This is a genomic window from Halomonas sp. HNIBRBA4712 (genome assembly GCF_043558675.1).
In the GTDB taxonomy this organism is placed as follows: Bacteria; Pseudomonadota; Gammaproteobacteria; order Pseudomonadales; family Halomonadaceae; genus Vreelandella.
On record NZ_JBIFXR010000001.1, the window covers coordinates 278,283 to 299,851 of the forward strand.

At 61.9% G+C, this 21,569-nt stretch carries 18 protein-coding genes and 2 CRISPR repeat arrays (1 of these 20 only partly in view); of the genes, 12 read left to right on the forward strand and 6 right to left on the reverse strand.

What is annotated here, in order from left to right:
* Positions 1-101 precede the first annotated feature (101 nt).
* Positions 102-1,190, forward strand: coding sequence for a type VI immunity family protein (locus ACGK9R_RS01365; protein WP_394577770.1), 1,089 nt, complete (start codon positions 102-104; stop codon positions 1,188-1,190).
* A gap of 199 nt (positions 1,191-1,389) precedes the next feature.
* On the opposite strand, the gene ACGK9R_RS01370 is transcribed toward ACGK9R_RS01365, so the two are convergent.
* The 4 genes from ACGK9R_RS01370 to ACGK9R_RS01385 all read right to left on the reverse strand — a co-directional run bounded on the left by ACGK9R_RS01370 (position 1,390) and on the right by ACGK9R_RS01385 (position 3,805).
* On the reverse strand, positions 1,390-1,944 hold the full coding sequence (locus ACGK9R_RS01370; protein ID WP_394577771.1) for a zf-TFIIB domain-containing protein: 555 nt from the start codon (positions 1,942-1,944) through the stop codon (positions 1,390-1,392).
* A 107-nt stretch (positions 1,945-2,051) separates the two neighbouring features.
* Positions 2,052-2,678 carry a LysE family translocator gene (locus tag ACGK9R_RS01375; RefSeq protein WP_394577772.1) on the reverse strand — a complete coding sequence of 209 codons (627 nt, stop codon included), beginning with the start codon at positions 2,676-2,678 and terminating at the stop codon, positions 2,052-2,054.
* A 76-nt stretch (positions 2,679-2,754) separates the two neighbouring features.
* Positions 2,755-3,621, reverse strand: a complete 867-nt coding sequence (locus tag ACGK9R_RS01380; RefSeq protein WP_394577773.1) for a PhzF family phenazine biosynthesis protein — start codon at positions 3,619-3,621, stop codon at positions 2,755-2,757.
* A 25-nt stretch (positions 3,622-3,646) separates the two neighbouring features.
* The gene (locus ACGK9R_RS01385) at positions 3,647-3,805 is read right to left on the reverse strand and encodes a DUF1127 domain-containing protein (RefSeq protein WP_394577774.1); all 159 of its coding nucleotides are present in this window, start codon (positions 3,803-3,805) and stop codon (positions 3,647-3,649) included.
* 154 nt (positions 3,806-3,959) lie between these two features.
* Here ACGK9R_RS01385 and ACGK9R_RS01390 point away from each other — a divergent pair, with 154 nt between their 5' ends.
* Entirely contained in the window at positions 3,960-5,402 is a 1,443-nt protein-coding gene (locus tag ACGK9R_RS01390) for a PLP-dependent aminotransferase family protein (RefSeq protein WP_394577775.1), read from the forward strand.
* A gap of 196 nt (positions 5,403-5,598) precedes the next feature.
* A CRISPR array of direct repeats spans positions 5,599-7,824; the repeat unit is 29 nt; unit sequence CCGTTCCCCGCAGGCGCGGGGATGAACCG.
* A gap of 228 nt (positions 7,825-8,052) precedes the next feature.
* Positions 8,053-8,181, forward strand: coding sequence for a hypothetical protein (locus ACGK9R_RS01395; protein WP_394577776.1), 129 nt, complete (start codon positions 8,053-8,055; stop codon positions 8,179-8,181).
* 3 nt (positions 8,182-8,184) lie between these two features.
* On the opposite strand, the gene ACGK9R_RS01400 is transcribed toward ACGK9R_RS01395, so the two are convergent.
* The gene (locus ACGK9R_RS01400) at positions 8,185-8,604 is read right to left on the reverse strand and encodes a type II toxin-antitoxin system HicB family antitoxin (RefSeq protein WP_394577777.1); all 420 of its coding nucleotides are present in this window, start codon (positions 8,602-8,604) and stop codon (positions 8,185-8,187) included.
* Positions 8,605-8,648: 44 nt separating this feature from the next.
* Positions 8,649-8,831: a type II toxin-antitoxin system HicA family toxin gene (locus tag ACGK9R_RS01405; RefSeq protein ID WP_394577778.1), complete on the reverse strand. Its 183-nt coding sequence runs from the start codon at positions 8,829-8,831 to the stop codon at positions 8,649-8,651.
* Positions 8,832-9,036: 205 nt separating this feature from the next.
* On the opposite strand from ACGK9R_RS01405, the gene ACGK9R_RS01410 reads away from it, so the two are divergent.
* The 9 genes from ACGK9R_RS01410 (at position 9,037) to cas2e (ending at position 18,779) form a co-directional block, all read left to right on the forward strand.
* The gene (locus tag ACGK9R_RS01410) at positions 9,037-9,441 is read left to right on the forward strand and encodes a type II toxin-antitoxin system HicB family antitoxin (protein ID WP_394577779.1); all 405 of its coding nucleotides are present in this window, start codon (positions 9,037-9,039) and stop codon (positions 9,439-9,441) included.
* 297 nt (positions 9,442-9,738) lie between these two features.
* Complete coding sequence (cas3, locus tag ACGK9R_RS01415; RefSeq protein WP_394577780.1) at positions 9,739-12,417, forward strand: CRISPR-associated helicase Cas3'; 2,679 nt, start codon at positions 9,739-9,741, stop codon at positions 12,415-12,417.
* A gap of 84 nt (positions 12,418-12,501) precedes the next feature.
* On the forward strand, positions 12,502-14,217 hold the full coding sequence (gene casA / locus ACGK9R_RS01420; RefSeq protein WP_394577781.1) for a type I-E CRISPR-associated protein Cse1/CasA: 1,716 nt from the start codon (positions 12,502-12,504) through the stop codon (positions 14,215-14,217).
* Positions 14,214-14,903, forward strand: coding sequence for a type I-E CRISPR-associated protein Cse2/CasB (gene casB / locus ACGK9R_RS01425; protein WP_394577782.1), 690 nt, complete (start codon positions 14,214-14,216; stop codon positions 14,901-14,903). Before casA ends, casB begins: the two co-directional genes overlap by 4 nt.
* Before the next feature lie 64 nt (positions 14,904-14,967).
* Positions 14,968-16,062 (forward strand): type I-E CRISPR-associated protein Cas7/Cse4/CasC, encoded by a 1,095-nt coding sequence (cas7e, locus tag ACGK9R_RS01430; protein WP_394577783.1) that lies wholly within the window; start codon positions 14,968-14,970, stop codon positions 16,060-16,062.
* A gap of 11 nt (positions 16,063-16,073) precedes the next feature.
* Positions 16,074-16,859, forward strand: a complete 786-nt coding sequence (gene cas5e / locus ACGK9R_RS01435; RefSeq protein ID WP_394577784.1) for a type I-E CRISPR-associated protein Cas5/CasD — start codon at positions 16,074-16,076, stop codon at positions 16,857-16,859.
* The gene (gene cas6e, locus ACGK9R_RS01440) at positions 16,859-17,557 is read left to right on the forward strand and encodes a type I-E CRISPR-associated protein Cas6/Cse3/CasE (protein WP_394577785.1); all 699 of its coding nucleotides are present in this window, start codon (positions 16,859-16,861) and stop codon (positions 17,555-17,557) included. The genes cas5e and cas6e overlap by 1 nt, the downstream gene beginning before the upstream one ends.
* A gap of 3 nt (positions 17,558-17,560) precedes the next feature.
* On the forward strand, positions 17,561-18,481 hold the full coding sequence (cas1e, locus tag ACGK9R_RS01445; protein WP_394577786.1) for a type I-E CRISPR-associated endonuclease Cas1e: 921 nt from the start codon (positions 17,561-17,563) through the stop codon (positions 18,479-18,481).
* A gap of 1 nt (position 18,482) precedes the next feature.
* Entirely contained in the window at positions 18,483-18,779 is a 297-nt protein-coding gene (cas2e, locus tag ACGK9R_RS01450) for a type I-E CRISPR-associated endoribonuclease Cas2e (RefSeq protein ID WP_394577787.1), read from the forward strand.
* Positions 18,780-18,889: 110 nt separating this feature from the next.
* A CRISPR array of direct repeats spans positions 18,890-21,569; the repeat unit is 29 nt; unit sequence CCGTTCCCCGCGCCTGCGGGGATGAACCG (it continues 2,229 nt past the right edge of the window).

Here is a 21,569-nt window from a genome sequence, read left to right on the forward strand (position 1 = left end):
GGGTGGGCCGCGACAGTAGCACGAGGGGTAATGTTCATTCTAACGCGAGGCCGTTCGTCTCGCGCTCCTGCGCCTGTTCACTGATTTCAGAGGAAAGTCTTATGGAAACACCCTTTGATCTGGCTGAAGAGTTATCCAAGCAATCAGGGTTGCTGGAGATACCCGGCAACCTTCTAATGAAAGGTGGCCCAGAGGACTATATCGGAGCCGTGATCTGTCTGCGGGGTACGCTCTACTTCAAAAACGCGCATACTCCTGAAGTGCGCGAAGCGCTATGCCAGTGCTTTGATGCGTTCAAACGTCTGGCCGAGCCCAATCTTACTTGGCTGTGGCGTGAAGAGCCGCCTGAGGGAAGCCCGTTGACGCCTTATGCCGAGGCTCGGTCGCTGCGCGAGATGCTGTCTCACATGAATGAAAATTATCCTTTGAGTTTTTATTACACGAGCGGTGAGCAGCCTAACGATGCAAGTGACTGGTATTTCGATGTTTTCGGTCAGGCTGCTTGGGAGGCAAAGATTGGGTATGACACGAGCGCAGTGGAGTTCTCCGTTCCGTTGCTTTATCACGAGCAGCATTCACTCGACTTCATGCGACTGTTTCAATACTGCGCGCGGCTACTTGATGCAGAACACGGGCATGCAGGCCATGCCTTCAACCTCTCGGTGACAAATCTTGGGGAGAACGAGCCAACTGAGGCGTTCATGGCCGAACGCATGCCCGGCCTGGATGCAGGGACAGCGGGGTTGCTGGCCAATCGGCCCGAGTTCAAACAGAACAAGATCAAGACAGTCAGCTGGCTGACGCTGCTCAATCAGGCACGTTTGGAGGCGGCAGGCGGGTTGAAGTCATTGCAAGATCAGCTACCGGATAGTCACTTTGCTTTTTATGCAGCGGGTTCGGGCGTGGTGATTCAGTCGGGCGCTTATCCTTATATTGCCGGCGACGCTGAGGGGGCCAAACCAGCGCCCTACGTGCTGCTGAACCATCTACTCAAAAGCATTCGCTGCGAAACGGTCGGGGATTTACACGGTGGCTCGCGTCACGGTGAGCTGCGTTTGACCGGTTGGGCGGCCGACCAGTGGTTGAAGCGCCTGGATGTTGACGAGCAAGAGATTCCAGCGTGGCGCACTAGGCTACTGGAACAGGAGCCTCGCCTGGATAGCAGCAACAGCCTGCCCGAGCGGTTATAGCGTCTGGCCACATGTCAATGCACGCATGCTGTTGGCATAACGAGCGCCAGCGAGGCATTCATAACGATGGCCGCGACAGCCATCCGCGCCGTGGCGCTAAATCATCGGCCATATCGTTTTATGCCAAGGCATACATTAGCGGGTGCGCCTGCCTGCTTACCCGCGCTACGAGCTTGTGGATTTGGCTCGTTGGTACCTATTACTCGATGGCGGTGAAGGGGTTCTCGGCCATAAGGAAGGCGCGCAGGTCGGGTTTTTGCGGGTGGTCGCTTAGCCACTGGCGTATCTCGAGCGCCTTTTCGTAGTCGCTGTCGCCGAACTTCTGCCGATACAGGTTGGCGAAGGTATCGCTGGTGCGCTCCGCGCGGATACGCTGCTGCCACTGATCGGTGAGGATGGCGTTGAGGTTGCCCGCGAGCCCTTCGGCCACCAGCATCTCCCACTCGCCGCGGTTGAGCCAGACGCCGCCGACCCGGGCGCTGTAGTCGAGCCGGTGAGCGTGGTCCTTGCTGATACGAAACTTACTCATGATGCCGCCGGTGACCGGACAGATCATCGCGCCGACCGTGTCCTCGGCGTCGATGTTCTCGATCTTGTCGTCCTCGAAGACGTGCTCCGGGTGGCGCTCCTTCCAGCTGATATAATCTTCGATCAACAGCCAGTTGCCGCCGCAGTGATCACAGGTATGGCAGCGAAAGAGTGAGTCGAGAAAGCTGGGGACCAGCTTGCCTTCGTGGCAGGCCGTACATTTCATCGTGGCGGTTCCTTATCGGTAAGCATGCAAGACGTTCCTGTCGAAAATAAGGTGCCGCAAAAGAATGGTTAGATCAAGAGTTTGGCATGCGCCACCGACACCTTGGGCTACGCCGGCTGACGCAGCTTCAACAGCAACACCCCAAGGCCGATGAAGGCGCTGCCCAGCACGCGATTGACAAAGCGTACGCGGCGGGCGGCGCCCAGCCAGCGGGCGAGTCGGCCGGCAAGCGCCCCGTAGGTCATCAGCATCAGAAACGAGAGCGCCATGAAGGTGCCGACCATGATCAGAAACTGCGGCCAAAGCGGCTGCCCGGTCACCAGAAACTGGGGAAAGAGCGCGGTAAAAAAGAGAATCGCTTTGGGGTTACTCAGCGCCACCAGCGCGCCTTCACCGAGGGTGCGCCAGGCCGACGCCGTGCCCGCCGGCGAGGCCGTGGCCACCAGCGGCAGGCGGCTTCGCCACTGGCGCACGCCAAGATAGACCAGATACCCCGCACCGCCGAGTTTGAGCAGCGTGAAAAGCGCCTCGGACGCCTTGAGCATCACGCCAAGCCCCAACATCGCAGCGCTTGCCAGAAGCAGTAGCCCAAGAATATTGCCCAGCGACGATAGCGCCACGCGCCGGTAGCCGCCGGTCATGCCGTTACGCACCGCGACGAGAAAGGCCGGGCCGGGGCTTATGATGCTCACCAGCGCCGCCGCAACGAAGACCAGCCAGGTGGTGAGGGCCATGAGCGTCTCCTTGAAGTCTGGGTGAAGGGTGAGGCCACTTTACTGAGCCGACACCCCATGACTCAATCGAAAACGCTCACGTTTCGATGACGTCAAGATAAAACTCTCCCTTGCCCACGCGCACCGCGCGGCCACTCACGCGTACCCGCTCGCCGGTCATGGCGGTGTCGATCACGCTGGGGCGACCCATTTTTATACCCTGATGAACGACGCAGCGGCGTGTCTCGCCTTGCGCGGCCAGGTAGCCGGTGAGGGCGGCAGCGGCGCTGCCGGTCGCCGGGTCTTCGCACAGGCTGTCGTGCATCGAGAACATGCGGCTATGCAGAGTGACGTGCGCGCCTTCTGCCGCCTCGATCACGTACAGGTAGACCTGCTCGGCGCCGCTGGGCGCCACGCTGCGCGCCCACTCACTGGAGGAGAGCTGCACATGCTCCAGGGCTTCCAGGCTTTCAAGCTCGATCAGGTGAAACGCCAGCCCGCAGGAGGCGACGACCGGCGCGCGCACCACCTGGCCGCGCGAAAGGCCGAGCAGGGCAGCGGCGCTGGTGGCATCGAGCGTGCTGTCGCTTACCTGCGCGGGGCGGGCCGTAGTAAAGCTCGCCTTGCCATCGATGAACGCGATGGGAAGCTTGCCCACCGGCGGTTCGAGCGTCAGGGGCGGCGTGCGCTCGACCATGCCCAGCTCGTTCAAGAGCCAGGCAGTGCCCACGGTGGGGTGGCCGGCGAACGCGAGCTCTTCGACCGGCGTGAAGATCCGCATCGGGTAGTGGTTCGCCGCGCGGGCGCGGCCCAGAAACACCGTCTCCGCCAGATTGAGTTCATGGGCGATTTTCTGGCAGGTAGCGGTATCGAGCGCGTCAGCCTCGAGAAACACGGCGAGCTGGTTGCCGGCGAAGCGGGTGTCGGTAAAGACGTCGAGCAGGTGGTAAGTCGCGGTTGTCATGGTGGCTCCTTGGCGCAGGTGAGCGCTAGAAAAGTTTGCGGCTCTCGCGGCGGACCTGGGCGCGGCTGATGCCGATATCCTTCAGGAGGCGGTCATCGAGGGTAAAAAGCTGGCGACGGCTGCGTCGGCGCACGAGATAATGGCGCAGGCGGGCGCGAAACCGGGTAAGCGTGAAACGGGACATGGGGGTTCTCCACTGGTTGGCCTCTTCAGGTTACCCAGTGCGCCCATCGCCATACAGATATAGAAACAGGAGATCTAACCATACAGATGCGTTATCTTTCCTCACTGTAAGGTGGTTTGGGCGGGCAACTGTATGGTGAAGGAGAGCAAACGCCGTGACGCGCTATGAACGAGTGGCCGCTGTATTGCGCGAGCGTATCGAGCACGGCCTCTACGCGCCGGGGGACCGGCTGCCGTCGATCCGCACCGTGTGCCAGGAGATGGATGTCGGCATCTCGACCGCTCAGGAAGCGTATCGCCAGCTGATGGACGCCGCACTCATTGAGTCGCGCCCCAAATCCGGCTACTTCGTGCTGCCAGGCCACGCTCCCTCGGTGCTGCCCTCGGCCTCGCGCCCGGCCCAGCGGCCGCTGGATGTCTCCCAGTGGGACCAGGTGCTGGAGCTCGTCGCCACGCAGCGCGACGACGACCGGCTGTTGCTGGGCCGGGGCGTCCCCAATCTGGAGGCCGCCACGCTCAAGCCGCTGTCGAAGATCCTCGGCGGGCTGCACCGCAGTACCGAACTCAACGGCCTCAACGGTCTCAACTACGACAAACTCATTGGAAGCCCGGAGCTTCGCCAGCAGGTGGCCAAGCTGGCGGTGGCCTCCAACTGCCTGCTCCATCCGGACGATATTCTCATCACCACCGGCTGTCAGGAGGCGCTGGCCATCGCCCTGCGCATTCTGACCCGGCCCGGCGACGTGGTGGCGGTGGACTCCCCCAGCTTCTACGGCACCCTGCAGATTCTCAAGGCCAACGGCCTGAAAGCGCTCGAGATTCCCACCGACCCGCAAACCGGCATCAGCCTGGAAGCGTTGGAACTGGCGCTGGAACAGTGGCCGATCCGCGCGATCCAGGTCACCCCCACCTTCAACAACCCGCTGGGCTACACCCTGCCCGCCGAGCGCAAGCGCGCGCTGGTACAGCTCGCCCAGCGCTTCGACGTCGCGATCATCGAAGACGACATCTACGGCGATCTGGCGTTCTCCCAGCCCCGCCCGCCGACCGTGAAGTCCTTCGACGACGACGGCCGCGTGCTGTTGTGCAGTGGTTTTTCCAAAACCCTCGGCCCCGGGCTCCGAGTCGGCTGGCTAGCGCCGGGGCGCTACCGCGACCAGGCGCTGCACATGAAGTACGTCTCCACCGGCGCCTCGGCCACGCTGCCCCAGCTGGCGGTCGCGGCGTTCATCGCCAAGGGCCACTATGAGCGCCACCTGCGCGCGATCATTCGCCAGTACCAGCGCCAGCGCGACGTGATGATCGGCTGGGTCCAACGCTACTTTCCGAAAGGCACTGGCATCAGCTACCCCCAGGGTGGCTTTCTGCTCTGGGTCGAGCTTCCCGCCGCCGTGGACTGCGTGCGCCTCAACGAACGCTTGGCCTCCCATCGCCTGCACGTCGCCCCGGGATCGCTCTTCTCCGCCTCCGGCAAGTTTCGCCAGTGTTTGCGGCTGAACTACGCGTTTACGCTCACGCCCGCCATTGAAGCGGCCGTGCGCTGTGCAGGGGAGATAGCAGAGGCGATGGTCGAGGAGGCGTTACAGCCGCTCGAGTAACTGCGTCTAAACCGTATAGACACCAGCGTGCATGTACAGCTATAAAAAACATGCTTGGTGGTGTTTTATAGAGAGTCAGCAAGGTGCTGATTTTATTGATCTTTAAAATTTTTAAACTGATCAAAAAATGATCTAAATCATCGGTGGCTTTTATGCCATTGGTTTTTGTCTTTTAGATCAATCGTCTAAAATTAGTCCGTTCCCCGCAGGCGCGGGGATGAACCGCTCGGCGAATCGGTCATCTACTTGTCGAACAACCGTTCCCCGCAGGCGCGGGGATGAACCACCGCGCGGGCCGCGAGGCGCTCGATAGTCCGCCCGTTCCCCGCAGGCGCGGGGATGAACCGCACTGGCGGCAGACGTGAGGCTCCAGTCTAAACCGTTCCCCGCAGGCGCGGGGATGAACCGCCCACCTGCCGCCCGCGCTCTACGATTGGGCTCCGTTCCCCGCAGGCGCGGGGATGAACCGTGGGGTGTCGATCGCCGCACCGTGCTCCGGCACCGTTCCCCGCAGGCGCGGGGATGAACCGGGCGGTGCCAAGCTGCTATTCGCCGGGGTGAACCGTTCCCCGCAGGCGCGGGGATGAACCGGCCTCATTTCCCATACCGACTCCATCGACACACCGTTCCCCGCAGGCGCGGGGATGAACCGATAGTCGTGCCGGTCATACACCTGCCAGACACCCGTTCCCCGCAGGCGCGGGGATGAACCGACTCCCTTGCATGGATGCACAAGGAGGTTTCGCCGTTCCCCGCAGGCGCGGGGATGAACCGTAAACGCGCCTTCTCGGACGATATAGCCTTCGCCGTTCCCCGCAGGCGCGGGGATGAACCGGGCGCGAACAAGTACGGCAAGCCGATCGCCAACCGTTCCCCGCAGGCGCGGGGATGAACCGGCGCCGCTCGGAATGGTCGAAAAGAGCTACAACCGTTCCCCGCAGGCGCGGGGATGAACCGGCCGTAACGTAGGCGGCCGTCGATATAGCTCGCCGTTCCCCGCAGGCGCGGGGATGAACCGTCGGCGCTACTCGACGGCCACCGGATATCACGCCGTTCCCCGCAGGCGCGGGGATGAACCGACTTTTCTACTCTCAACCCCAGCGCCGCCGAGCCGTTCCCCGCAGGCGCGGGGATGAACCGCAATGATCGGCATGCAGGCGGACGGCACGACGCCGTTCCCCGCAGGCGCGGGGATGAACCGACAGTGGACGCCTCGACCAACGACTTGGCGCTCCGTTCCCCGCAGGCGCGGGGATGAACCGGCACGTATAATCATAAATACATCATTTTAATCCCGTTCCCCGCAGGCGCGGGGATGAACCAGGCTGAACTATCGATAGCCGCCTGCGGGCGGCCCGTTCCCCGCAGGCGCGGGGATGAACCGCCACAATCCTCCCCTTCCTTGAGTCCAGTGGCCCGTTCCCCGCAGGCGCGGGGATGAACCGTACAACCGCCGCGAACAGTCGTGCGGTGCAGCCCGTTCCCCGCAGGCGCGGGGATGAACCGATGCTCTTGCCCAGGTCCGACCAGTCGATGCACCGTTCCCCGCAGGCGCGGGGATGAACCGCCATCGCCGGCGTCATGGGTACCACGCTGTTACCGTTCCCCGCAGGCGCGGGGATGAACCGCCCGCGCCCCGGCTACCGCATAATCCAGGCGCCCGTTCCCCGCAGGCGCGGGGATGAACCGCCAAACATCGTGCTGCCCGCCCGGTTGGAAGGCCGTTCCCCGCAGGCGCGGGGATGAACCGGCGCTGCGCGGAACAAAATACCTCGACTACCGCCGTTCCCCGCAGGCGCGGGGATGAACCGCGCTTCCAGTAGATCCGTGTCATCTTCATATACCGTTCCCCGCAGGCGCGGGGATGAACCGAGCACGCCCGAGATGCGTTTCGGCCCCTCGATCCGTTCCCCGCAGGCGCGGGGATGAACCGGTGGTTGCCAAGCGTTCGGCGCGCTGGGACTGCCGTTCCCCGCAGGCGCGGGGATGAACCGTCTATTTCGCCATCAGCTAGGCGAGCAGTAAGCCGTTCCCCGCAGGCGCGGGGATGAACCGCGTGTATCAACACTACCCATGCTCCACCTCCCCCGTTCCCCGCAGGCGCGGGGATGAACCCCCATTCCAGTCGCTCAGGGTCCTTCTCCGGCCCCGTTCCCCGCAGGCGCGGGGATGAACCGTAGGTCATAGGCTAAGCCGCATCGGCATAGAACCCGTTCCCCGCAGGCGCGAGGATGAACCGTAAAAAATTTTAAACGCATTCATAGGCTGGTCCCGTTCCCCGCAGGCGCGGGGATGAACCGGAGTTTCTGGCCTGGGCCAGTCACGACGTCACCCGTTCCCCGCAGGCGCGGGGATGAACCGGGCCGGGATGCACTGGACAGGATTGGCCAGAGCCGTTCCCCGCAGGCGCGGGAAATAATCGAACCCGCCCTCAGCCTGACGTCCGTAACGCTTCGTGGCATGGGCCACAACGGTTTGATGCACGGGTTCGATAACAGGAGTATAGCCATGGTCATTGCCCGTGGCGTATCCCCGTAGACGCGCAGCAGAGGAACCGCCGTGTATTCGTTCATGGGCGAGCTGCTCACATGCGGGGGCTCTCTGAAATATTTAGATGATGGTATGGCGGGTGGGTATGACGAGCGAAATGATGAGTAACGCCATGGCTGCATTTGATGCAGCGAGTACCGTGATTGATGGCTTGATCGGTATTGGCATGCTGCTCTTCTGTAGTCGTGGGGCGGTATTGCCAGCAGCCAGACGGCTGAATTTTTCGTGACCGCTAACCCGATTGACGCACGCGCGCGAGCTCGGCCATGGCCACGCGCGAGAGAAAGCCCGAGCGGGTCTTGTCGCCGGGGTGACGGGCGACGAAATCGTCGATTTGCTTGAGCAGCAAGTCGGGCATGGTGACATTGATTTTGTGGCTTTTACCCAAGTAAGGGGTTACATCGATCTCGACCACGGCCCAGATCCAGCCGGTGAAGTCGGGGTTATCCATGTGGTGTTCGATGGAGGTGGCGTCTGGGATGGGGTCGCCTACCTCGACGGCCACTTCCAGCCAACCTTCGATGGCCTCCTTTGCATTGGCCAAGGCGTCTTCGAAGGTGTCGCCTGCCGAGTAGCACCCCAGCAGGTCTGGCACCGCGACGCCGTAGGCATGCTGTTCATCTCCGCGTTCGATGGCAATAGGAAATAACATGGCTCTTCTCTCTGTAGTGCTGAGCGGGGCAGACGTGGCTAGCCTCATTCGAGGCCGGCGCTTTTTCTGATTCCTTTGATCAGGCCCGTTTTCAGGTCCTTTTTCGGATGGGGTACGGTAACCGTGCCAAGCTTGGTCGGGTGGCGGAAGGGGTGATGACTGCCTTTGACTCTAATCAGCGCCCAGCCATCCGCTTCCAGCTCCTTGATCAGTGCTCTGCTGTTCAACTACTGCCCCATTGTTTGATTCTGGGGTTACTATAACCCCGTTATCCTGAAGGATCAAAAAGGGTAACCCTAATAACCCCGAAATTCAGGGTTGGCTGTCTCTCGTACCTGTCTAGTGGTGTGCAAAAGACCTACTTAAAGACACTATTCACAATATCAGGAAACTCGCTGGGCTCAGGTAGCCTGGTCGTTCAGGAGATAAATCATGCACTATCCCATTGCGATCGAATGGGGTGATGAACACACCGCCACCGGTATCGTCATTCCGGATATTACAGGGGCTGTGACCGCGGGTGACACGACTGAACACGCTTACGAGATGGCGGTGGAAGTGGCTCATATCCAGCTGGAAGAGCTGGCCCTCGAAAACAAGGATATCCCCATGCCGCGCAGCATCGCGGAGCATCGCAACAATCCTGATTTCGAGGGATACGGCTGGGAAATTATCGATATTGATATCACCCCCTACCTCGGCAAGACCGAAAAGGTGAATGTGACGCTGCCAGGCCATGTCATCCGCCAGATCGACAAATACGTGACCACTCACGGTATTAAAAGCCGTTCCGCCTTTATTGCCACGGCGGCACTGGAAAAACTGACCCATGCTTGATCACTGGCTCAGCTTCAAGTGCATCCAGCTAGTAGCGCTTAAGCGACTGGCCTCTAGCGACAACCCGCTCTCGATCGAGGGCGGGTTTTGCGTAGGGGGACGCAGTTTATTTAGCAAAAGGTCGTTTCCAAACTTTCTTTTGCCTACTGAACGAGCTATCGTCGATTTTTGCTTGTGGGCTAAGTTTGGTGAATCGATGGCTCGCGCGATCATGTAGGCTGAACCTGCAAACAAGGCGGGCGGAGCTTGCGAGCGGAACAGGTTCGCGGCCCATATCTGGATTGAGGAGATCAAGGTTTGGCGCTACCAACTCGTTCTTCATGCTTGCCGACTTACCATCGCTACGCCGGCAAGGCACTACCCGGCCAGACCGGCGACGCCTGCCATCTGCTGGCGTGGCACAGTCTGGATGTCGCCGCAGTCGGCTGGCACCTGCTCGCTCCCGAACGCCCATTGATGAAGCAACTGGCTGCGCGGCTGGGTATCGAGCCCGAACCGCTGCGGCGGCTATTGGTCTTTCTGCTCGGCCTTCACGACATGGGCAAGTTCTCCCGCGCCTTTCAGGAGGTGCTGAAGCTTGCACTCGATGGGATGGCGCCGCCGCAGGGCAAACCTTATCTGCAGCGCCACGACCGCTTGGGCGTGCTGCTCTGGGATGCCTGTTGGAAAGAGTGGCTCAAAACAGGCGTATTGCGTTGGCCAGAGGGTGAGGCGCGTGCCAGAAAGCTGCTGACGCCGTTGAATCACCTGATGGCGCCGTTTTTCGGCCATCACGGCTACCCTGTGGCCACCCGCCAGCTGACGCTTGCAGACTTTTTCGTCGACGACGGCGAACTGGACGATGCCGCCGCCGCGCGGGACTTCGTGACCGACTGGGCGGCGTTGATCGCGCCTCATTGGCCGGTCGACAAACTGCTGGACGCAGAGTGGCTGGCGCACTTCAAGACGCTGAGCTGGACGATCGCTGGGTGGGCGACACTCAGCGATTGGCTGGGCTCCCACCGGGACTATTTTCCCTACTGCCAGCAGGCCATGCGGCTTTCCGACTACTGGCCGCGTGCGCTCGAGCAGGCCGAGGCGGTGCTGAACGCCACCGGGTTTGCTCGCCCTCCCGAGCCGGTGCCCTACGCGGGGCTTGCCCACTGGTTTTCCGCTGACGTGACGCCGACCCCACTGCAGCAGAAGGCGGAAACCCTGCCGCTTCAGGCCGGGCCGCAGCTGTTCATCCTCGAGGACGTGACCGGCGCAGGCAAGACAGAGGCCGCCTGCATTCTGGCACAACGACTGCTGGCCGACGGTCACGGCGAAGGGCTCTACTTTGCGCTGCCCACCATGGCAACCTCCAACGCCATGTATACCCGCTTGGGTGATCTTCACCACCGCTTCTACAGCGCCGACTCTAAGCCCTCGCTGGTGCTGGCTCATGGCGCGCGCGAACTTAACGAGGCTTTCGAGCGCACTATCGTACAGCCCGACTGTGATGACTACACCACGATGGATGTCAGCGCCTCGACCCAGTGCAACCGCTGGCTGGCGGACTCCAACAAGAAAGCGCTGCTGGCCGATGTGGGCGTAGGTACCATCGACCAGGCGCTGATGGGTGGCCTGCCGTTTCGCCACCAGTCTCTGCGCCTTCTGGGGCTTTCGCGCAAGGTGCTGATCGTCGATGAGGTCCACGCCTTTGACCACTATATGCAGACCTTGCTTCATCAGCTGCTGGCCCATCATGCCCGCCAGGGCGGCAGTGCCATTCTGCTGACGGCCACACTCCCTCGCGCCATGCGCGCGGCGCTGACAGCGGCGTGGCAGCATGGCCTGGGTGCAGAGGCGCAACCACTGGAAAAAACGGCATACCCACTGCTGACCCACTGTAGTTCGGAGACAACCGAAGAAATCCCGGTGGATACACGCCCGGAAGTCGCCCGCCGCGTGGCTATCGATTGGCTGGAAAGCGAAGAAGAAGCGATTGATCGCGTACTGGCCGCCGTGGAGGCAGGGGAGTGCATTGTTTGGGTACGCAATACCGTCGATGACGCCATCCGCGCTTATCAAGCGCTGCGTGAGCGTCATTCGGATCCCGAGCGCTGCCTGCTCTTCCACGCCCGTTTCGCGATGGTGGATCGACAGCGGATCGAATCCGAGGTGATTCGTCGCTTCGGTAAAGATTCCACACCGTCTATGAGGAATGGGCAAGTGATTGTCACTACTCAGGTTTTTCAGGAAAGCCTCGATTGTGATGCCGACCGGATGGTCAGCGATATCGCCCCCATCGATCTGTTGATTCAACGCGCCGGGCGGTTACAGCGCCATCAGCGCGGCGACCGACCCTTGCCCGTATTACAGGTGCTGGCGCCCGCGTGGAGCGATACCCCCAGTGCCGATTGGCTGAGCCAGACGCAGCGCGGCACCCAGGCCGTTTACCAGGACACCTCGCTCATCTGGCTGACCATGCGCGTACTGCGCCAGCAGGGCGCCATCACCATGCCGGGCGAAGCACGTACTCTGATCGAGAGCGTTTATGCCGCCTCACCGGACGATCTCCCCGAAGCGTTCGATCAGGCGCACTTCGAGCACACAGGCATGGCGAAACACGCGGTCTCGATGGCCACCCACAACGCGCTGAATCTGGAAGACGGCTACCACCTCGATGATGACTTCGACCCCTGGCAGGAGGAGCGAGAGGTAGGCACACGGCTGAGCGATGAACAAAGCATCGAGGTTGTACTGCTCAAGCGCCGTGGGGAGGAACTGGAGCTCTGGGTAGACGATCACCGCCACGCCGACCGGCTCAGCCGTTGCCGCCTGAGAGAGAGCCAAGCCAGAAAACTGGCTTACTTGCCGGAGCCCTATGCCGAGCAGTGGGAAGCGCTCCAGCAGCGCCATCGCGGGCTGCGCTTCGTTCAGCCTTGGCTGCCAGAAGAGGACGGCCAGTGTGGTTACGACGCGCAGTGGGGTGTGAGTTTTGAACGAGAATAGACATTGCCGTTTTACTGACAGTCAAGCGAGACAGGGTAAAGCAATAAGCACGGTTAACGTCAATACAATGAACGCGAGGTGCCGATGAATCTACTGACAGACCCTTGGCTGCCGTTTCGCCATCGAGATGGTCGAATCGATTACCGCCCACCCTCGGCGCTGGCCGACCCCGAGGTACTCGACCTCGCGCTCCCCCGCGCCGACTTTCAAGGCGCGGCCTGGCAATTCCTGATCGCGCTGTTGCAGACGGCCATGACGCCGAAAAATACCGATGCCTGGCTTGATCACTACCAGACGCCGCCCAGCGTGGCCGAGCTCGATCAACTGCTGGCGCCCTTTGCGGCGGCGTTTGAACTCGACGGCGATGGTCCGCGTTTCATGCAGGATATTGACCCCCTTGAGGATGTTAAAGAAGCCTCTGTTAGTAGTCTTCTAGTCGATTCTCCAGGCGTTAGTACGATCAAGAAAAATCGAGATTTTTTTGTCAAACGCGATCGTGTCGAAGGGCTCTGCAAAAACTGCACGGCGTTAGCACTCTATACCATGCAGATCAACGCGCCTGAAGGTGGGGCTGGAATACGCACAGGGCTACGAGGCGGGGGGCCTTTGAGCACGCTGATTTTGCCGGAAGACGATGAGAGCTCGCTGTGGGCTCGTCTATGGCCCAACGTGATGCCAACCGAGGCGGTAAAACAGAAAGGCCAGTGCTGGCGTCTGCCAATGGTTGACGATGGCGATCTGTTTTTCTGGATGGCCAATACCCGTGTCAGTAACAAGAAGGGCACCGAAGTTCTGCCTGAACAAGTGCATCCTCTGCACGCCTTCTGGTCGATGCCACGGCGCTTTAGGCTTTTGTTCGACGATGAATCTGGTTGTTGCGACCTTTGTGGTAACGAGTCGAAACAGCTGGTGCGTCGCTTACGATCTAAAAAGCACGGCGCCAACTATGACGGCCCTTGGCGGCATCCGCTCACCCCATATCGTATGAATCCGAAAAAGCTTGATGAGTTTCCTTTGTCCACGAAAGGTCAACCCGGTGGGCCAAGTGGCTATCAGCATTGGCTGGGTCTCATGCTGGAGGATGAAATCGTCAGCGGCATATTGCCGGCCCGCGTGGTCACCCACCACCTCAAGAAGTACGAGATGGTAGAGGCCGCGCGCGATGATGGGGAAGCGTTCGAGGCGCTTTTCAAGCACGCCCGACTCTGGGTCTTCGGTTACGACATGAAGCAAATGGATGCCCGTGGTTGGTACAACGTCGAGATGCCGCTGATAGGAGTTCCCGATGTATATCAAGCTACCCTGCGTGATTGGGTCAAACGTTTCGTCGAGTTGGCTGAAAATATTGTTAAAGAACTTCGCGATCGAATTAAAGATGCTTGGTTTAGAAGACCTAAAGACGCCAAGGGCGATATGAGCCAGATTGACGCCCAGTTCTTCGAGGCAACCCAACTGGCGTTTTTTACCGCGCTGCGCGAGATGGGCGAGGTGCTGCGCGAAGATGTGGTGCGTGAGAAAGGAAAGCCTCCAACGCTGTCGTCCGACACTTATCACCACTGGTATCTGGCGCTCAAGCGTGAAGCACTGGCGCTGTACGATGCTCAGGCGATCAGCGGCCCGCTGGAGGGCATGAAAATGCAGCAGCTCGAGCGCATCACCAGTGCGCGGCGCTATCTGCGCACCTACCTGAATGGCAGCGGCAAAAAGGTCGGTAAAACGGTGCAGACGTTTGCCGAAGCGGGCGGTTTCGATCTGAAAACGCCAGCAACTGAAGATCATCGCGAGGAGAGCCCGGCATGAGCGAGGCAGCACAACCCGCTGAGCAGAAAGCGGCAGGAGAGAAACCCCAAAAGGGCGATGCGGCAGAAGGTTACTGTTATGCACTGACCTCGGATGAGGCCTATACGCTGCGTCTGTGGTGGCAACGGCTAACGCTTGATCCTGCGGCACTCAAAAAGATCACTAAGGCGCCTGGCTACCCGCGCGGCGTGCGCGCCACGCTGCGCCGCTGTGACACGATTGAATCCGTCATGCTGACCGAGGCGTTCCGTCATCTATGGCAGGCGCTCGAAACAAGAGCATGGCAGAAAGAGCCCCCTTGGGCCTCCCGTGAACGGCGCATCGAAACCTGGGCGGCCATCGCCGCCGTGGCGAGCGAGCTACGCGTCGAAACCTTCGATGCTCCGCTGGGAAAACGCCTGGGCGAAAAGCGCCCGAATACCAATGATACCCCTCGCATGAGCGATCTGCGCTTCCAACAACTGCTCGACTGCCATACGCCCGAAGAGTTGATTCGTCGCTTTCGCCGCGCGCTCAAGCTCGCGGATAACGCTGGCGTCAGCGTGGTTCGTCTGGCCGATATGGTCGCACTCTGGGAGCGCGAGCAACGCGGCCAGTACCGCGCCGAGGCCACCCAGCGCTTCGCCTTCATCATGAGCGATGCCTACTTCCAGGCGCGCGCCTTGAAACCGGGCGCGGGTGATTAAGCCGCCTCTGTTCAACAACGACATTTCAGTATTCATACCATCTTTTTTATTCAGGGAACCCGACATGAGCCACTTTATTCAGCTCCACCTGCTCACCTCCTACCCGCCTTCCAACCTCAACCGCGACGACTTGGGCCGCCCCAAAACCGCCTTCATGGGCGGCGCCCGGCGGCTGCGCGTCTCCTCGCAAAGCCTGAAGCGCAACTGGCGCACGTCTGATCTTTTTGAATCAGCGGTCGACGGCCATAAGGGCACACGCACCAAGCGCCTGGGGGGAGAAGTTTTCAAACGCATGAAAGCGGCTGGCGCCGACGACAAGGTGGCCGGTAACAGCGCCGAGAAGATCGCCGGTGTCTTCGGCAAGCTGCGCAAGGTGGAAAAGGGCGAAAAGCACGAGTATGAAATCGAACAGCTGGTACATGTCGGGCCGGAAGAGCTGAGCGCGCTGGAAGCCCTGGCCGACACGCTGGGCGCCGAGAACCGCGAGCCAACTGATGACGAACTCAAGGGGCTGCTCGCACGACGGCCCACTGCCGTCGATGTGGCGCTGTTCGGGCGCATGCTCGCCGCCGCGCCCAGCTATAACGTCGAAGCCGCCTGTCAGGTGGCCCATGCCATTACGGTGCACGCCGCCGAGGTCGAGGACGACTACTTCACCGCCGTCGATGATCTCAATACGGGCGACGAGGACCGGGGCGCAGCCCACATCGGCGAGGCCGGATTCGCCGCCGGGCTGTTCTATCTCTATATCTGCATCGACCGGGATCTGCTGATCGACAATTTGCAGGGCAATAAGGAACTCGCCGACCGCGCCATCGCTGCGTTGGTGGAATCCGCCGTCAAAATCTCCCCAAAGGGCAAGCAGAACAGTTTCGGTTCGCGTGCCCACGCCAGTTACATGCTGGCCGAGAAAGGCGATCAGCAGCCGCGCTCGCTGTCGGCGTCTTTCCTGCAGCCGGTCATGGGAGAAGGGCAGGGCGTCGAGGCGATCCGAAAGCTGGAGACCCAGGCCCAGGCCTTTGACGATGCTTACGGTGCGGGGGCTGATCGGCGCTTCGTACTCTCGGCGACACCGGAGTATGAAGTGCCAGCACTAAAAGGCGACATCCAGCGCGGCAACCTGCAAGAACTGCTGACTTTCCTCAAGGGCGACGACTAAGCGGAGGCGATATGCCACACCATCTGGTTTTTCGCCTCTATGCGCCCATGGCCAGCTGGGGCGAAGCGGCCGTCGGCGAAACGCGGCCGACGGCCACGTACCCGGGACGCAGCGCCATTCTCGGGCTGATTGGGGCGGCGCTGGGCATCAGACGCGACGACGATGATGGCCAGCGCCAACTGCGCGAGGGCCTTCAGGTCGCGGTCAAGCAGCGCTCGCCCGGGCTTTTGATGCGCGACTATCACACCGTACAGGTGCCGCCGTCACAATCGAAGGTGACTCACCGCTCACGTCGCGAGGAGCTGTCGGTACCCAAAGAGACGCTTAATACCATTCTCTCCTCACGGGACTACCGCTGCGATGGCCTATGGAGCGTGGCGGTACGCGTGACCGCTAAGGCTTGCTGGACGCTTGAAGAACTCAAGAGCGCGCTGGAAAAGCCTCGCTTCCCGCTCTATCTCGGTCGTAAGGCATGCCCGCTGGCCGCCCCCCTGGTGCCGACCCTGATCGAGGCTGATCACTGGCGCCAAGCGCTGGATCACGGCTTTGAAAGTGCGCTGGACCCAACAAAGCGTACCCGACCAGTGCTGGTGGGCAACGAGAAAAAGGATAAGGACTTGCTGCGCCTACCCGACGAGGTGCTCTACGCCTGGGAGGGAGAGGCCGACGCATTCGACGGCAAGACCGCATCCAATGAATCCAGCGAGGTCTGGGACGAGCCGCTGCACCGCCGCCGCTGGCAGTTCGGCCCGCGCTTGGAACATCGACGCATCGAAAAGGTGGAGGGCGCACGCTGATGTATCTTTCAAGTATCCGGCTGGATCTCAACCGCCTCTCCCGCGCTGAGCTCTTCGATGTACTGGAAGGCGGTGCTTATACCGCCCACCAGTTGCTCTGGCGACTTTTTCCCGGGGTGCCAAAGGGCGAACGGCCCTTCCTCTTTCGACAGGAGATGGAGGAGGATGCCAACGGCAAGAGCGCCGGGCTGCCCCGCTTCTACGTGGGATCCGACCGGCCGCCCGAGCCCGTGGAGGGGTTCGAGGTGCAGTGCAAGTCGTTTGCCCCGCAGCTCGCCAAAGGCGATCGGCTGGCATTTCGCCTGCGTGCCAATCCTACCGTCGCCAAACCGGCGGGCCACGGCCAGCGCTCCCGGCGTGCCGATGTACTGATGGACGCGCGCTACCCCTTCCCCAAGGGAGAGCGAACGAGCCAGCCCTGCGTCGCCGCGATGGATGCTGCGGCGCGTCACTGGCTCGATAGCCGTGCCGAAGACTTTGGCTTCACGCTGCCCGTGACGCCAGAGGTAGGCGCCTACCGCCAGCACGCGCTGGGCAAGAATGAGGGCGGTCAACCCATTCGCTACTCCAGCGTCGATTACGAAGGCCTGCTGGAAGTGACCGACCCCGCGCGTCTCAATGAAGCGCTGAAACACGGCATTGGTCGGGCCAGGGCATTTGGTTGTGGCCTCTTGCTATTGCGTCGCGTACCGGAGTGACTCATGAGCTTCATTCCCCTCAAACCCATCCCCATGAAGGATCGCATGTCGATGATCTTCGTCGGCATGGGCCAGATCGACGTGCGCGACGGCGCGTTCGTGGTCGTCGACGAGGTCAACGGCGAGCGCATGCACATTCCGGTTGGCTCGGTGGCGTGTTTGCTGCTCGAACCCGGCACGCGGGTCTCTCATGCGGCGGTCAAGCTGGCGTCGGTGGTCGGTACGCTGTTGATCTGGGTGGGGGATGCCGGGGTGCGGCTCTACAGCGCCGGGCAACCGGGTGGGGCGCGCTCCGATAAGTTGCTTTATCAAGCCCAACTGGCGCTGGACGAAAGCCTGCGGCTCAAGGTCGTCCGCAAGATGTTCGAGCTGCGCTTTGGCGAGGAGCCCCCCTCGCGGCGCAGCGTCGAGCAACTGCGGGGCATCGAAGGCGCGCGGGTGCGCAAGACCTACCAGCTGCTCGCCAAACAGTACGGCCTGAAGTGGCACGGGCGGCGCTACGATCCGAAGCAGTGGGACGCCTCTGACGTGGCCAACCAGTGCCTTTCGGCCGCTACCGCCTGCCTCTATGGCATTACAGAAGCCGCGATTCTGGCGGCGGGTTACGCCCCGGCCATCGGCTTTCTGCACACCGGCAAGCCCTTGAGCTTCGTCTACGACATCGCCGATATCGTCAAATTCGAGACCGTAGTTCCGGCGGCATTTCGCATCGCCGCGAAGAACCCGCCCATGCCCGAGCGCGAGGTGCGCGTGGCCTGTCGTGATGCGTTCAAGCAGACCCGGCTACTCCAGCGCATCATTCCCATGATCGAAGAGGTGCTGGCTGCCGGTGACATTGAGCCTCCACTGCCGCCGGAGGATGCCGTGCCGCCCGCCATTCCCGAGCCGGAATCGCTGGGCGACAGTGGCCACAGGAGCAGATGACATGGCGATGCTGGTCGTGGTGACGGAAGCGGTGCCCCCGCGCTTGCGAGGTCGGCTGGCCGTCTGGCTGCTGGAAATTCGTGCCGGCGTCTACGTGGGCGATGTCAGCAAGCGCATCAGAGAGATGATCTGGGAGCAGATCGAGGTGCTGGCTGAGGAGGGCGGCAACGTCGCCATGGCCTGGGCCAGCAACCACGAATCCGGCTTCGAGTTTCAGACCTTCGGCGACAACCGGCGCATTCCCATCGACCACGACGGTTTGCGGCTGGTGCGCTTTTTACCGCCCCAAGATAAGTAGCTGTTTTATAAGATCTTTAAGAATATAAGTCTGTACAAAAAATGATCAAAATCGCCGGTGGGTTCTTCGTCGGCGATTTTTCTTTTTTAAAACAAGTGACTACAATTAGTCCGTTCCCCGCGCCTGCGGGGATGAACCATCACCCAACCTGGGCGACGGCGTGATGATCAGCCGTTCCCCGCGCCTGCGGGGATGAACCGGCCTCGGCCTCGCCGATGAGCGCTTGCTGATCCCGTTCCCCGCGCCTGCGGGGATGAACCGCGCGTCGATGCAAACGGCGACGGCATCATCTCCCGTTCCCCGCGCCTGCGGGGATGAACCGGATTCCCGCGCTGGGATGTTGGATCAGGCTATCCGTTCCCCGCGCCTGCGGGGATGAACCGTGGCCTTGACTAGGCCGGCGACGATGGCGACGCCGTTCCCCGCGCCTGCGGGGATGAACCGAGTTCCTTTTCATCCTGCTCCCCGGTAATGGCCCGTTCCCCGCGCCTGCGGGGATGAACCGTCCTGCGAGGCCTCCGCGTCGCACTCGCTCGGCCGTTCCCCGCGCCTGCGGGGATGAACCGCGGGCGTTATTCCTGCACGTGAAATGAATAAGCCGTTCCCCGCGCCTGCGGGGATGAACCGTCGGTTTTTAAAGGGGCTTATTTCCATCACTTCCGTTCCCCGCGCCTGCGGGGATGAACCGGAGACAGACCGGACAATGCTCGGTAAGCTAGGCCGTTCCCCGCGCCTGCGGGGATGAACCGTCGATGCGAACGCCCGGCAGGTGGCCACCGACCCGTTCCCCGCGCCTGCGGGGATGAACCGGAGTCGCCCCTTACCTGACAATTCTACGAACCCCGTTCCCCGCGCCTGCGGGGATGAACCGGACGTAGATGGCTCTTCTCGCCGTATGGAGAACCGTTCCCCGCGCCTGCGGGGATGAACCGATGCAGGCCCAGAACGACGACCTGGCCAACATCCGTTCCCCGCGCCTGCGGGGATGAACCGCAGATCATCGACCTTTGGATTGCCGATTACATCCGTTCCCCGCGCCTGCGGGGATGAACCGCCGGCAAGGTCGCGCTCGAGAACGACGACATCCCGTTCCCCGCGCCTGCGGGGATGAACCGGTCGCTCTGCCAGCGCTCACCGTAAAGAGCCTCCGTTCCCCGCGCCTGCGGGGATGAACCGTAGCGACAATCCCCGCACAGCGCCATGGTATTCCGTTCCCCGCGCCTGCGGGGATGAACCGTAAGCTAGCTTTATGAACCAATCAGAAAGAATCCGTTCCCCGCGCCTGCGGGGATGAACCGCGTGAAACGCGGGACTCGAGCTGATCAATCTTCCGTTCCCCGCGCCTGCGGGGATGAACCGCGCTCGAGGACGTGCGCCGCGAGCTCAAGGAGCCGTTCCCCGCGCCTGCGGGGATGAACCGATTGTGGTACAGCGGCTCAAGCGATCCTAATGCCGTTCCCCGCGCCTGCGGGGATGAACCGTTGATCTGATGCTCAACATTGCGATAGCCAAACCGTTCCCCGCGCCTGCGGGGATGAACCGCCAGGCATCCAGCTCAGCATGCTCCGAAGCATCCGTTCCCCGCGCCTGCGGGGATGAACCGCTGCCGAAGATCTCATGATTGCGCCCGGCTTCCCGTTCCCCGCGCCTGCGGGGATGAACCGTGGACGTTCCCAGGCAGTGGGCGCCGTCCAGACCGTTCCCCGCGCCTGCGGGGATGAACCGCTAGAATTGCGGTTACCGATCTCCACTGATCCCCGTTCCCCGCGCCTGCGGGGATGAACCGCATCTACTATCGAGCGGCAATGCTTTAAGGAACCGTTCCCCGCGCCTGCGGGGATGAACCGCATTGAGCTCGTCGAGGAACCAGTACGCCCCCCCGTTCCCCGCGCCTGCGGGGATGAACCGCTGGTTGGGGACGCGGTCGATTGTTACCGAAACCGTTCCCCGCGCCTGCGGGGATGAACCGCACGGCTTCGCCTTCCTCGCGCGAAAGACGATCCGTTCCCCGCGCCTGCGGGGATGAACCGCATTGAGCTCGTCGAGGAACCAGTACGCCCCCCCGTTCCCCGCGCCTGCGGGGATGAACCGCTGGGGTTCTCAAGCATAGAGGCTTGGATACGCCGTTCCCCGCGCCTGCGGGGATGAACCGTCTCCGCGCTTATCGCGCTGTTGGTTGGGCCGCCGTTCCCCGCGCCTGCGGGGATGAACCGCTCGCTATCCGGGCGCCGAGTGAGGAGGAGAACCGTTCCCCGCGCCTGCGGGGATGAACCGGTTTCAAACCCTATCCCATCGCGAACGTAATCCCGTTCCCCGCGCCTGCGGGGATGAACCGTGGCCACCTCGATGGCGAAGTGGTCAACGCTGCCGTTCCCCGCGCCTGCGGGGATGAACCGTCCTTGGGAGGCTCCCAGCCTTGCACGTCGAGCCGTTCCCCGCGCCTGCGGGGATGAACCGGTGAACCTTCGGGAGTGGGATCTTGGAGCCGGCCGTTCCCCGCGCCTGCGGGGATGAACCGCTCTGGTTGAGCTGGATCATCTACTTCTGGACCCGTTCCCCGCGCCTGCGGGGATGAACCGCATCGACTGGAGCTGCTCGAGCTGGCTTTCAGCCGTTCCCCGCGCCTGCGGGGATGAACCGGATACTTGGCTGGGCCTGATCGACGGCTCGACCCGTTCCCCGCGCCTGCGGGGATGAACCGATTTCCTTGTCTTCAGGAGATTCCTGTGCGATCCGTTCCCCGCGCCTGCGGGGATGAACCGCTGCGCGACCCGATCGAGCGTTTGCAGC